The following is a 12,407-nucleotide window of genomic DNA, read 5'->3' on the forward strand; positions in this document are numbered from 1 at the left end:
CGTATCGATCATTCGCGGCTGAAGCCGCTCCTACAAGATATGCAATGAATTTTGATTCAATCCTGATCCAGATGCAAAGAAATCACACCCGCAGCAGGTGTTGCACAAGGTTCATCATCAAAAGCGATGTCACCATTCGGATTCGCCTCACCATCGATTTTCAAATCCGTGAAATTGAACAAATTCTTGTCCATCAGATGTGAAGGTGCGACGGTGGACAGGGATGCAAAAATATTGTCCACGCGGCCAGGGAATTTTTTGTCCCATTCACGCATCAGCCCCTTGATTTGCTTGCGCTGCAGATTCTCTTGCGAGCCGCATAAATCGCAGGGGATGATGGGGAAGTTTTTGACTTCGGCATAACGTTCAGTATCAGACTCTTTGACATAGGCCAGGGGGCGGATGACGATGTGTTTGCCATCGTCGGATTGCAGCTTGGCTGGCATGCCCTTGAGTTTTCCACCAAAGAACATATTCAGGAAAAAAGTTTCCAGGATATCGTCACGGTGATGGCCGAGCGCGATCTTGGTTGCGCCCAGTTCATCGGCCACACGATACAAAATACCACGGCGCAGGCGTGAACACAGTGAGCAAGTTGTCTTGCCCTCAGGGATCAGGCGCTTGACTATGCTATAGGTATCCTGGTTTTCTATATGGTAGGGTATGCCCAGTTTTTCCAGATAGGCTGGCAGGATATGGTCAGGGAAGTTTGGTTGCTTTTGATCGAGATTAACCGCGACAATATCGAAATTGATGGGCGCACGTTCACGCAGGGTCATCAGGATATCCAGGAGGGCATAGCTGTCCTTGCCACCAGACAGGCACACCATGACCTTGTCGCCTTCTTCTATCATATTGAAATCACCAATCGCCTGGCCAACCAGGCGGCATAAGCGCTTGTGCAGTTTATTGTTTTCGTAGGTGATTTTTTCTTGTGACTTGGCGGTAGTGGTGGCCGTGGCTTTTACTTCTGCCGGGGCATCCATCAATGTTTCAGTGAGTGTTTCATTAAGAGCGTGCATGATAATGTTTAGATGTCAGTTTTGATCTTGAATACTTCTACGCCTACGCCTTCGCAATCTGGATAGACATCCGGCTTCATGGTAGAGATGCGCACAGCGCGTACTTTTGGGTGTGCCAGCATGATAGTCGCGACATCATCACACAGGGTTTCCTGCAGGTGGACATGGCCTTTGGAAATACGGTCGGCTATCGTGCAGCGCATGAAATCATAATCGACGACTTCTTCCAGCTGATCATCTTTTGGTGTAGACAGGGCCAGCGGGATATACAGGTCCACATTGAAGAGCACGCGTTGCTCGCCCTTTTTCTCGAACTCATGCACGCCGATGTTGATGGAAATTTCATAATTGCGCAAGAACAGGCGGCGGCAGTCTGAGAGCTGGGGGTGGTGCAGGATGGATAACATGGTGGTCCCGGGATTAAGGTGAAATAGATTGGTTTGCAGTCGCCAGGAACATGACATCGCGCTGCAAGGGAATAAGGTGCTGGCCGCCATCAACGAGGATAGTAGTGCCGGTCATGGCAGGGCTGTCCGCCAGAAAACAGACTGTGCGGGCAATATCTTCAGGTGTGCTTGACCTGCCCAGCGGTGTGACCTGGTGCGCCTGCTGGAAATCTGCCGTGCTTTGATGGCCCGATTCCATGGTGATGCCGGGTGCAACGCCAACTACGCGCACTTTAGGGGCCAGTGCCTGCGCCAGTGTTGTCGTCGCACATTGCAGTGCTGCCTTGGACAGGGTGTAAGACAAAAAATCGGGGTTCAGGTTATACAGCTTCTGATCCAGCAGATTGATGACGCAGGTTTGTTCGCCATCTGCTGTTGCCGCATGCAGAGCTTGCGCCAGTATCACAGGGGCCGCCAGATTGGCATGCATATGCCTGACCAGGCTGGCGTGGCTGAAGCTGTGCACATCATCTTCTGCAAATAGCGAGGCATTATTGACGATGCAATCTATCTTGCCCATGGCGGCTATCGCTGCAGGCAGCAAGGCACGTGTTGCTGTTTCATTCGCGAGGTCGGCCTGTAAGGCAAGTGCACGACGCCCCATTGCCTGGATTTCTGTCACCAGGGTCTGTGCTTCTGCTGCTGAATTGCCATAATGGACAAGAATATCCCAACCCTGCCGCGCCATATGCAGGGCGATATGCCGCCCTATGCGTTTGGCGGCACCGGTGATCAGTGCTGTGCGGTTTGTGTGCTTATTGTTCATATCTTGATGCTGCTTATACGTCGCTCATGGAAATTCTTGACAAGGATTACTGTGTTTTCAATACAATGCGGCTATGCATAAATTATCTCTACCTGTGCCTGGCGATGATGCGCTGGCCGCTTCATCTGCCTTGCAACAACTGATTATCGACGACATCCATCAACATCAGGGCTGGATACCGTTTTCGCGCTACATGGAACTGGCGCTGTATGCGCCTGACCTAGGCTATTACAGCGGCGGTGCCACAAAATTAGGCAAAGACGGTGATTTTACAACCGCGCCGGAAATGTCGCCGCTATTTGGAGCCACCCTGGCCAGGCTGGCAAGTCAGTTATTCAGCCAAACTGCCGCCGAAGTCATGGAGTTCGGTGCAGGCACGGGCAAGCTCGCCCTGGATTTTTTGTCGGAATGTCAATTGTCTGGAATCGCGATAGAACGCTATTTTATCGTGGAATTGTCCGGCGAACTGCGTGCACGTCAGGAAGAATTGCTGAAAGGCTTTCCACAAGTGCAATGGTTGCAAAAAATGCCAGACTCTTTTTCTGGCATAGTACTGGGAAATGAGGTTCTGGATGCCATGCCGGTTGACCTGGTTATCAAGACGGCAGATGGCTGGCATGAGGTCGGCGTGGCGGTGGTCGATGAAGATAGTGCGCCCAGACTGATTTTCCGTGAACAGCCACAGGCATGCAGTTCAGACAAGATTGCGCAAATTCCTTATGCAGATGAATTGCCGGTCGGTTATCTGACGGAAGTCCATGCGATCGCCAGTGGTTTCATGCACAGCCTGGCATCCATGCTGCTCGCCAGCGGCAAGCCAGCAGCGGCGATACTGATAGATTATGGTTTCCCGGCGGCCGAGTATTATCATCCACAGCGCCAGCAAGGCAGCCTGATGTGCCATTACCGCCATCATGCCCACCCTGATCCCTTTTACTTGCCAGGTTTGCAGGACATCACCGCCCATGTTGACTTTACCGCCATGGCCAGGGCAGGTTTGTCGGCAGGGCTGGAGTTATTGAATTACACCAGCCAGGCCAGCTTTTTGACAGCGGCTGGCATAGCCGATGTGCTGGCGCGTACCTCACCAGAGCAAGTCATGGATTACCTGCCACAGGCTAATGCGCTGCAAAAGCTGGTGTCGCCAGCGGAAATGGGAGAGTTGTTCAAAGTGCTGGTCATGGGGCAGGGCGTGGAATTGCCCGAAAATTTATTACGCCTGGACCGCAGTCACCGCTTATGATGGCTGGGGATTTGATTTACATTGAAAAATTTCCTCGAGGTAACTTAAACGGGAGCAGGCTTTGTTACGCTGGGTATTAACCATCTTTATCGCCGTCGTGGTGTTTTCCAGCCTGCTGCCCTGGCTGGAAAAGCTGGGCATAGGCCGTTTACCGGGCGATGTGCGTTTTAAACTGTTTGGCCGCAATTTCTCCTTCCCTTTTGCCTCCACCATCCTGATTTCCCTGTTTGTCCTTTTGCTGGCGCGGATATTCAAATAAGAGGCTATTTCAACGCTAATATGACTTGGCGTCCCCGGCTAGGCGTCATCAACGCAGACAGTACTTTAGTACCCAGGTGAGGTTTGGGAGATGCAACGACGCCAGATTAGCGTTGAAACAGCATCGAATGCGTTAAATATGTTAAAGCCTTGCAACATTGTTGCCGCATAGGGGTAAAGTTTCCATATTAATGCGCCGTCACTTCAATATAATGAAATGATCATTTAAGCCAAATCAGGCTTAACGGGGTTTGCCGGCCGGGGATGACAGGTTGGCACGCACTACAGCGAGATCAACAATAAATTACGCCAAAGGTAGAAATGAGCGAACTCAGCGACATCAGGGCATTGCTCGTTGAACCGCATGCAGGCATGCGGGTCAGTTTGCACAATATGCTGAATCTGTGCGGCATTACCAAGATAGAACACGGGCTTTCTGCCGGTACGGCTGTGCGCACCATACAAGCCAAGGTGTTTGACCTGATCTTGTGCGAATACGACCTGGGTGTGGGCCAGGATGGTCAGCAACTGCTGGAAGACATGCGCCACCATAAGCTGGCTCCCTTGTCTACCATCTTCATCATGGTGACGGCTGAGCGTTCTTACGCCAAGGTAGTCAGTGCTGCCGAGCTGGCTCCTTCCGATTACCTGCTCAAACCCTTTACTGCCGACATGCTGCTGGAGCGCGTCATTCGTGCGCTGGAAAAGCGCAAAGCCTTTGTGGATGTTCATCAGCTCATGGAGCAGGGCCAGATCCCTGAAGCCATCATGGCTTGCCATCATGGTGAGCGTGATTACCCTAAATATGCCATTGACTTCATGCGTCTGCGTGCCGAGTTGCATGTGATACAGGGAGAGGCTGCCGAAGCTGAAGAATTATATAAATATTTATTTGAATTAAAAGCCGTCGCCTGGGCCCGCCTGGGTCTGGCGAAAACCCTGTTCATGCAGGGCAAATACCAGGAAGCGGAAGATATACTGAAAAACCTGGTGGCAGAAAACAATAAATACATGGATGCCTATGACTGGCTGGCCAAGACCCATGAAATGGTGGGTGAGTTGCCTGAGGCAAAAGAGGTGCTGGATGTTGCTGTCAGTGTCTCACCCCATGCAGTCAGGCGTTTGCGCAAGCTGGGCAAGATCGCACTGGAAACCGGTGATATAGAAACGGCAGAGAGCGTCTTGAAGAAAGTAGTCAGCAAGGCCAAGTTTTCAGAATTCCGCGACCCTGAAGATCATTTGAACCTGGTCGATGCCCTGGTCAAAAAAGGTGATATGGAACAAGCCAAGTCGGTAGTGCGTGACCTGGAAAAGAATATGTCCGGCCTCAAGAAAACTGCGGCAGTGCGTGCCATTTCTGCGGCCATGATCCATGCCAAGACTGGCGATGCCAGGCTGGGCGAGGAACTTGGTAATGCCGTGGCGGCTTCCCGCGAAGACATAGGCTTGTCTACCGATGCCAAGCTGGGCCTGGCGAAAAGTTGTCTTGAACATGATCAGGAAGATAATGCTTCCGAGATCATTCTCGATGTCATGAAAAATGCCAGTAACCAGCAAGTCATGAATAAGGCCATGGGCGTATTTGAGAGCGCCGGTAAAGGTCACCTGGGTAAAGAGCTGGCACAACGCAGTCAGAAAGAGGTCATGGACCTGGTTGCCATGGGGGTGCAAAAAGCCAAACAAGGCGATTTCCGTGGCTCGGTAGAATTGATGGCAGCAGCGGCACGCAAGTCACCTGACAATCCGCAAGTGGTCTTGAATGCGGCACTGGCTGCCTTGAAATGCCTGGAAAACATGGGCTGGGACCATGCTACGGGTGAACTGGCGCGCAGTCTGATTGAATCTGCCCGTCGTCTTGATCCTATGAATCCACGTCTGAAAGCAATACGCGGTTTGCATGATGAATTGCAGAAAAAATACGGTATCAATGCTGCCCGTGTGGCCAAGTAAAAATGAGGCAGCCTGACTTCAGAATGGCTTGTTAAGAAAATAAGTAGTTGCGGAGACCATGACTATCCAAGCTTCTGTACATCTGGACCAGCACGCACCAGAATTGCCGCGTGATCGCCTGATCAAGCAAATCAACGAAGAGAGCAGTCTGCCGACTTTGGGCGTCTCAATAAGCAAAGTTGTTGAAATTACTTCATCGAGTGAAGACCCGGTTGCCAAGCTAGCGCATTTTGTGCTGGCCGATGTCGCCCTGACACAAAAAATCCTCAGGTTATCCAATACCATCCACTACCGCACCAGTTCCGGCGCACCTGTCACCACCATCTCAAGGGCGATATTCTTGCTGGGTTTTAACAGCATCAAGACCAGTGCCATGGCGATGTTGCTGGTCGATTGCTTCAAGGATAAAAGCCATGCCAATAGTGTCAGGCGTGAACTGGTACAGGCCTTGTGCGCAAGTATCGTTGGTCGTGAAATGGCTGCGCGCGGGCGCTTTCAGGATGGCGAAGAAGCGGCGGTGGCGGCCTTGTTCAAAAATGTCGGCAAGATACTCGTGGCATCCTATGACCATCCCTTGTATAGCCGCATACAGGCTATGCTGCAGACAGGAAAAACCACATCCCAGGATGCCAGTTCCACGCTGCTGGGTTGCAGCTATGAGCGCTTTGGTGAAATGGCTTTGCAGGAATGGAAGATCCCCGACACCATCATACAATCGCTGATCCCCTTGCCTGGCGGCGAATTGAAAAAGGTGAATACTCGCGCCGAGTGGTTGCGTCAGGTGGCCAGTTTCAGTGATGCGCTGGCAACCACCATCATGAGTGCCGGTGTTGGCACCCTCAGTGAAAAAGCCAAGCCCTTGTTGCAAAAATATGGCAAGGCACTGGATTTTGACCAGGCCATACTCGATGATATGCTCATCAAGGTAGAGACTGAGACCAGGCAATTGGCCAAGAGCATGGATATTGCCATGGGCGATATTCATATCGGTGACGCCGATGACAACACCACCAATGGTGTGCCAAATGATCTCTTGTTGCAGAATTACGAAGCTGGAGAAATCCAGAATGATGAGCGGCATCCCAGCGGCAAGCCCAAGCACGCACGCGATCTTTTATTGGCCGGCGTGCAGGATGTGACGCAAATGCTGGCATCTGACAGCTTTAAACTGAATGACCTGATTTTGCTGGTGCTGGAAACCTTGTACAGCAGCATGGGCTTTCGCTTTGCCACGGTCTGTCTGCGCGACTTGCAAACCGTGCGCTACGTCGCACGCCTGGCGATAGGTGAAAATTACCAGGAAAGACAAAGAGGCTTTGCCTTCAGCGGCAAGCCTGACCAGAATTTATTTCATCTGGCGATGAGCAATAATGTCGATCTGATGATATCCGATGCCTCGGTTCCCAAGATACAAAACCTGCTACCGGACTGGCATAAGCAGCTATTGCCAGATGCCCGCAGCTTCATCATCCTGCCACTGGTCATACAGAAAAAGTCACTCGGCCTGTTTTATGCTGACAGGGATGTCAATGCTGATGAAGGTGTGCCGCCAGATGAAACCGCGCTCATAAAAACACTGAAGAGCCAGTTGCTGGCAGCCATGATGCGCGGCTAAATTCAGCATTGAGGATATAAGTGCTAGTACTGACTGCGAGGATGATGCCTTGGGGTTACAATGATCTGACCTTATCTTGGCGGGACGAATCTCATGCACTTTACTACCTGGCTTACTTTCTTCTTTGCTGCTTGTGTTATCGCCGTTTCACCCGGCTCCGGTGCTGTTTTGTCGATGTCCCATGGTCTCAACTATGGTGTCAAAAAAACCAGTGGCACTATCATGGGTTTGCAAGCTGGCCTCTTGTTGATACTGGCTATCGCTGGTGCCGGTGTAGGCTCCATCCTCATGGCTTCAGAATTTGCTTTTAGTGTGGTCAAAACTGTTGGTGCGCTTTACCTGATTTATCTGGGTATCAATCAATGGCGAGCCAGGGTAGACGTGGTGACTGACAACGATACGGCGAGCGTCAGCACGCAGGTACCCAGCATGTCCAGAAGGTTTTTGACCGGCTTTCTGACGAACGCCACTAACCCCAAGGGCATCATCTTCATGGTGGCTGTATTGCCGCAGTTTATTTCGCATGATGCACCTCTGTTACCTCAGTTATTGATACTGGGGGTGACCATGTGCCTGATTGACCTGGTAGTCATGCATGGCTATGCTTTTGCAGCATCGAGCATGCAGCGTTACTTCCGCGACCCCAAGTGGTTGAAGAGCCAGAACCGTTTTTTTGGTGGAGTATTGATGGCAATAGGCACGGCCTTATTCTTCGTCAAGCGCAGCCCATCCAGCTAAGTTATTAAGACATTAAAAAATCCCGCCGTGAATTCAATAAATTCACGGCGGGATTTTTTTGATCAGTCTTTTCAGGCCAGAGGAATTTGCTGTTTCTTGGCCAGTGCATCCATGTCTTGCCATATCGTCATTTGATTCAGCAAACGTGTTGCAGGGTCCAGCATGGGATTCAGGTTAAAGAAGCGTTCCAGGAAAGTTTCGTCAAAGCTGCTATGCTGGGAAAAATTAATGCGTCCATACTGTTTGCGGAAAGCATGCAATAAGTCTGCTGGCGTATCCTTGTGCCAGGATTGCATGAGTCCACCTACCATCAGTGCAGTGTCGGTCGTTTGTTCCAGTGAGCGCGGGCTGCGTGAGCTGGCGACATCGCGATAATCCAGCAGGCGCGGGAAATAAAATTTCTTGATCCATGTAGCTGGTATGCCGCCATCGCGTAACAAGCTACCGCTGCGCCACAGCTTCCAGCTTTTTTCTGCTTCATTGTCTGAGACAAAGTGGGTATCTGCCATCAATACACAGTCTTCTTCCAGTTCAATTTCCAGTATTACCGGCAAGCCTGCACCGACCGCAATATTTTCCAGTTCCGGCATCTGTGGCTTTTCACCGAGCTGGCTTTGCAGGGCATTCACAAATTCACCCAGCACTTGTTGATGCTCATGATGCAGTTTGCTGGTGGCCTTGCAAAATGCTGCACAGGCAGCAAAATAAGCCATGAGTTCGCCGACCATGATGCCATGAGCGGCTGGTTCTTCTTCCTGGAAATTCTGGCGTGGCATATTTGCTGCGAGGCCGTTGCGCAGGATGGGATACAACTGGGTGGAAATACAACCAAATTTGACGTGGCTGCCAGCGGCAAGTTTGAATTCTGACATGGCGGCTCAGGCTTTCTTGAAAAGAGAGAGGACGTGTTCCGGCGGACGTCCTATTGCCGCTTTATTCTGGTAAGTGACTATCGGCCTTTGCAATAAATGCGGGTGGGCAGCGATGGCAGACAGGGCGCTTGCCACATCTGCCTTTGCCAGTTCAAGGCTGGCATATTCTGGCTCGTTGTTGCGCAGCATGGCTTGCACATCGTCGGTGCCCAGGGCTGTCAGCAGGCTTTGCAATTCAGCAAAATTCAAAGGCGCTTTTTGATAGTCAATGACTTGCAAGGCCAACTGGTTTTCATCCGCATGTGCCTGCACCAGCGCCAGCGTTTCGCGCGACTTTGAACAACGCGGATTGTGGTAAATCGTAATCATGTCTGTATCATCATTCTATGGTCTTGCCATGTCAACATGGCTATTTACATTTGCATTCAAAACTTGAATTCCATACCCAGTAAAACCAGCAGGCCCAGTATGGCAAAAACTGCCGCAGCACACCAGCGCACGTATTTGAAGGGAAAGTTTGGTGCTGCTATCTTACCCAGAAATACTGCTGGTACGTCAGCAATCAACATGCCCAGGGTGGTGCCAGCGATGACCATGGTCAGGTCAGAATATTTTGCTGCCAGCGCAACTGTCGCCAACTGGGTCTTGTCGCCAATTTCAGCGATGAAGAAAGTCACGCAAGTCAGCAAGAAAACGCCGTACCGGCTTTCATTGATACCGCCATCGTCCATTTCATCCGGTTTCAGCGTCCAGGCAGCAATAGCCAGGAAAGACAGGCCCAGCAGATAGCGCATGACTGTGGCATCGATATGTGTAGCGACCAGTTGCCCTATCAGGCCAGCAAGAGTATGGTTGGCCAGTGTTGCGACCAGGATGCCCAGTACGATAGGGCCGGGCTTTTTATAGCGGGCAGCCAATAACAGGGCCAGCAATTGTGTTTTGTCACCAATTTCACCAACAGTGACAGCTAGTGCAGAGACGAGGAAAGCTTCCATGAGAATAGGCGGGATGGGGCAATTGTCCAATGACAGCTATATCCCGCCCCATCCCTGGTCAGCGGAAACATAACTATCAAAGGTCTTGCCAGATACAATCAGTGCGTTCATCTATTTGCCGCTGACTGAACCAAACGCACCATGACCGGATGGCCAAGTATGTTGATGCGTTTTCTCCGGATTTAACCGGAGCAGGCTACTCCCCAATGAAAGAGAATCCGGATTATAACGCATCCTGAGCCGCAAGTCAGTCTGCCCGAGTGTGAGTCGTTGCCAGATGGCGATCTGACATCAGTTTGATGCCGCATTTGACGATGTTTTACTGGTTCAGCCAGGCTTCGATTGCTACACTATCAACATACAATTTAGCCAATAAGGCGCACTTATGACCCAATCTTTTTCAAGCTATTTCATGAGCTTCTGGTCTGCGGCTGAATTGCATGCCAATGCGATCATCTTCCTGAATCTGACTGGTGCCATGCTGCTGGGCTTTGTAGTTGGCTATGAGCGTTCTTACCATGGCCGTGCTGCCGGCATGCGTACTTATGGCCTGGTGTGCATGGCTTCTGCTGCCCTGGTGGTGATTTCCGGCTACCCTGATTTCTGGTTTGGTTCGCGCGCACTTTATCCCGTCAATCTCGACCCTTCGCGCACCATACAGGGCATAGTCACCGGCATAGGTTTTCTTGGTGCAGGCGTCATCATGCGCGAAGGTTTTACCATTAGCGGTTTGACCACCGCCGCCTCCTTGTGGGCCTCTTCTGCCATAGGCGTGATGGTGGGGGTGGGCTTTTATGCGGCGGCAATTTTGCTGGCATTTTTATCCGCTGCCTGCATGATCTGGGTGTCCAGGCTGGAAGCCTGGTTGCCATCCAGGCCAGCAGTGGCGATCACTATGCAGTTTCGCCGGGGTTTTTTGCCGACAGAAGATGCCATGCGCAAAATGGCGCTGGCACGCGGTTATGAAATTGCTACCGGTACCCTGAACATCAGTTGCAAGGATGGCCGCACAGAATGGCGCTTTGTTGCCGTCGGTTTAAGCCGCAAACTGGCAACGAGGATCAGTGAGCTTTCAGTGGAACTGAATGCATTTGAAGGCGTGGAGTTTTACCAGATCGCCCATGCCAGGAATTAGCTATCGCATTTGATGACAGGCACACCCAGCATGCCCTGCATGAAAATTTGCGTGACCAATGTGGCGAAATCAGCGTAGGAAATTTTATCGGCGTCCTGTTGTGGTTTAAGCCAGGTGAAGGTCCAGTTGATCATGCCAAACAGCAGCATGGTGATGGCACTGCGGTTTTGCGCCGTAGTCCGTTCAGGAAAGCTGCGCTGTATGGCGGCGGCAAACAAGTCGACGATTTTTCTCTGGGCATCGAGTATCAACTGGCGCTGCGGTGCCTCCAGGAACTTCACGTCATTCAGCAAAGCGATATGACGGGTCTGGGAATGCTCATATTCTGCCAGGAAGGCGGCAATCAGGGCGGGCAAGTCCTGATGACTTTCTGCCAGGGTAATCAGGACTCTGGTGTAACGGTCCAGCAAATCGAACAGGATTGCCTCTTTGCTGGGATAGTAGTGGTACAGTCTGGCCTTGGAAGTACCGCAGGTCTGTGCCAGTACACTCATGGACGTGCCTGGGTAGCTGTGGTTGGCAAAAGCAGTTGCTGCCTTTTCCAGGATATCGTCGCGCTGCAGTTGGTGATCAGATGCGAGGGTGCGGGCCATGGCAAAAGTTTTCGATATGTTGCCTGCATCATAGCCTGATCTGATGAGCGGCGGCGGAGATGGTGGTGGTCATGACGAAAATTACAACAAAGTCCTGAGCGCAACGTGAATCGATTTCCACAAAGATGAAAATTTAAATGATATGCTTAAAACATATCGTTTTGTTAATTTCAAATAAAATCAACTACTTAGCCTGGTTTTTGGCGATTGCATCCTTTCCCGTGAGAAGGAATTTGCAAATAGGTGTTGACAGATGGGGAGAGTATCTCCATAATCCGGGGTTCCCTGCGGAGAGGTGGCCGAGTGGTTAAAGGCGACAGACTGTAAATCTGTTCTCTCTGAGTACGCTGGTTCGAATCCAGCCCTCTCCACCACAGGTAAAGAATTGAATTTAGAAATTAGCGGCTGAAGTGGTGGCCTTTGCGGGTGTAGCTCAATGGTAGAGCTGAAGCCTTCCAAGCTTATGACGAGGGTTCGATTCCCTTCACCCGCTCCAGTTTTACTTGCGCGGGGTTTTGCGCAGCAAGCTGCCCTTGTAGCTCAGTGGTAGAGCACTCCCTTGGTAAGGGAGAGGCCACGTGTTCAATCCACGTCAAGGGCACCAAGGTTAGTCTGGTGTTTTCAAGTCTGATTTGTCGGGCGCGTGCCTGAGCATTCTCATCAAAATCGTTAGGAGTCCAAAATGGCAAAAGGTAAGTTCGAGCGCACCAAGCCGCACGTAAACGTCGGTACAATTGGCCACGTTGATCACGGCAAAACCACACTGACAGCAGC

At 51.2% G+C, this 12,407-nt stretch carries 14 protein-coding genes, 3 tRNA genes and 1 riboswitch; of the genes, 10 read left to right on the top strand and 7 right to left on the bottom strand.

Features of this window, described 5'->3' with window-relative positions; all coding sequences use genetic code 11:
- Positions 1-56: 56 nt before the first annotated feature.
- From ttcA to DFR42_RS10840, 3 genes are read right to left on the bottom strand one after another with little or no spacing between them, the layout of a single operon-like run.
- Positions 57-986, bottom strand: a complete 930-nt coding sequence (gene ttcA / locus DFR42_RS10830; RefSeq protein ID WP_110254947.1) for a tRNA 2-thiocytidine(32) synthetase TtcA — start codon at positions 984-986, stop codon at positions 57-59.
- Between the two features lie 44 nt (positions 987-1,030).
- Positions 1,031-1,429 carry a dihydroneopterin aldolase gene (locus DFR42_RS10835; RefSeq protein ID WP_110254948.1) on the bottom strand — a complete coding sequence of 133 codons (399 nt, stop codon included), beginning with the start codon at positions 1,427-1,429 and terminating at the stop codon, positions 1,031-1,033.
- A gap of 13 nt (positions 1,430-1,442) precedes the next feature.
- Complete coding sequence (locus tag DFR42_RS10840) at positions 1,443-2,234, bottom strand: SDR family oxidoreductase (protein WP_110254949.1); 792 nt, start codon at positions 2,232-2,234, stop codon at positions 1,443-1,445.
- 73 nt (positions 2,235-2,307) lie between these two features.
- Here DFR42_RS10840 and DFR42_RS10845 point away from each other — a divergent pair, with 73 nt between their 5' ends.
- The 5 genes from DFR42_RS10845 to DFR42_RS10865 all read left to right on the top strand — a co-directional run bounded on the left by DFR42_RS10845 (position 2,308) and on the right by DFR42_RS10865 (position 8,038).
- On the top strand, positions 2,308-3,477 hold the full coding sequence (locus tag DFR42_RS10845; RefSeq protein ID WP_110254950.1) for a class I SAM-dependent methyltransferase: 1,170 nt from the start codon (positions 2,308-2,310) through the stop codon (positions 3,475-3,477).
- 61 nt (positions 3,478-3,538) lie between these two features.
- Positions 3,539-3,736 carry a DUF2905 domain-containing protein gene (locus DFR42_RS10850; RefSeq protein ID WP_110254951.1) on the top strand — a complete coding sequence of 66 codons (198 nt, stop codon included), beginning with the start codon at positions 3,539-3,541 and terminating at the stop codon, positions 3,734-3,736.
- 320 nt (positions 3,737-4,056) lie between these two features.
- A complete protein-coding gene (locus DFR42_RS10855; RefSeq protein ID WP_110254952.1) occupies positions 4,057-5,685 on the top strand; it encodes a tetratricopeptide repeat-containing response regulator in 1,629 nt (542 codons plus the stop codon).
- A gap of 58 nt (positions 5,686-5,743) precedes the next feature.
- Positions 5,744-7,300, top strand: coding sequence for an HDOD domain-containing protein (locus DFR42_RS10860; RefSeq protein WP_110254953.1), 1,557 nt, complete (start codon positions 5,744-5,746; stop codon positions 7,298-7,300).
- Positions 7,301-7,393: 93 nt separating this feature from the next.
- Positions 7,394-8,038, top strand: a complete 645-nt coding sequence (locus DFR42_RS10865; RefSeq protein ID WP_110254954.1) for a LysE family transporter — start codon at positions 7,394-7,396, stop codon at positions 8,036-8,038.
- Between the two features lie 71 nt (positions 8,039-8,109).
- Here DFR42_RS10865 and DFR42_RS10870 read toward each other — a convergent pair whose 3' ends face one another.
- Genes DFR42_RS10870 through DFR42_RS10880 form a run of 3 tightly spaced genes read right to left on the bottom strand, consistent with a single transcriptional unit; the run spans position 8,110 to position 9,905 of the window.
- A complete protein-coding gene (locus tag DFR42_RS10870; RefSeq protein WP_110254955.1) occupies positions 8,110-8,910 on the bottom strand; it encodes a hypothetical protein in 801 nt (266 codons plus the stop codon).
- A 6-nt stretch (positions 8,911-8,916) separates the two neighbouring features.
- The gene (gene arsC / locus DFR42_RS10875; RefSeq protein WP_110254956.1) at positions 8,917-9,279 is read right to left on the bottom strand and encodes an arsenate reductase (glutaredoxin); all 363 of its coding nucleotides are present in this window, start codon (positions 9,277-9,279) and stop codon (positions 8,917-8,919) included.
- Positions 9,280-9,335: 56 nt separating this feature from the next.
- On the bottom strand, positions 9,336-9,905 hold the full coding sequence (locus tag DFR42_RS10880) for a TMEM165/GDT1 family protein (RefSeq protein ID WP_110254957.1): 570 nt from the start codon (positions 9,903-9,905) through the stop codon (positions 9,336-9,338).
- Between the two features lie 79 nt (positions 9,906-9,984).
- A riboswitch (yybP-ykoY riboswitch) is annotated at positions 9,985-10,122 on the bottom strand.
- A gap of 168 nt (positions 10,123-10,290) precedes the next feature.
- Here DFR42_RS10880 and DFR42_RS10885 point away from each other — a divergent pair.
- The gene (locus DFR42_RS10885) at positions 10,291-11,040 is read left to right on the top strand and encodes an MgtC/SapB family protein (protein ID WP_110254958.1); all 750 of its coding nucleotides are present in this window, start codon (positions 10,291-10,293) and stop codon (positions 11,038-11,040) included.
- Here DFR42_RS10885 and DFR42_RS10890 read toward each other — a convergent pair.
- On the bottom strand, positions 11,037-11,633 hold the full coding sequence (locus DFR42_RS10890) for a TetR/AcrR family transcriptional regulator (RefSeq protein ID WP_110254959.1): 597 nt from the start codon (positions 11,631-11,633) through the stop codon (positions 11,037-11,039). The genes DFR42_RS10885 and DFR42_RS10890 overlap by 4 nt on opposite strands.
- Positions 11,634-11,922: 289 nt before the next feature.
- On the opposite strand from DFR42_RS10890, the gene DFR42_RS10895 reads away from it, so the two are divergent.
- The 4 genes from DFR42_RS10895 to DFR42_RS10910 all read left to right on the top strand — a co-directional run.
- Positions 11,923-12,007, top strand: a tRNA-Tyr gene (locus DFR42_RS10895).
- A 48-nt stretch (positions 12,008-12,055) separates the two neighbouring features.
- Positions 12,056-12,129: transfer RNA gene (locus DFR42_RS10900), tRNA-Gly, on the top strand.
- A 33-nt stretch (positions 12,130-12,162) separates the two neighbouring features.
- Positions 12,163-12,237 (top strand) — tRNA-Thr (locus DFR42_RS10905).
- A gap of 78 nt (positions 12,238-12,315) precedes the next feature.
- Positions 12,316-12,407, top strand: a 92-nt coding sequence (locus DFR42_RS10910; RefSeq protein ID WP_005434227.1) for a GTP-binding protein, incomplete at its 3' end; no start/stop codon positions are given.

Origin of the sequence: Undibacterium pigrum (assembly GCF_003201815.1) — a bacterium.
Lineage (GTDB): Bacteria > Pseudomonadota > Gammaproteobacteria > Burkholderiales > Burkholderiaceae_D > Undibacterium > Undibacterium pigrum.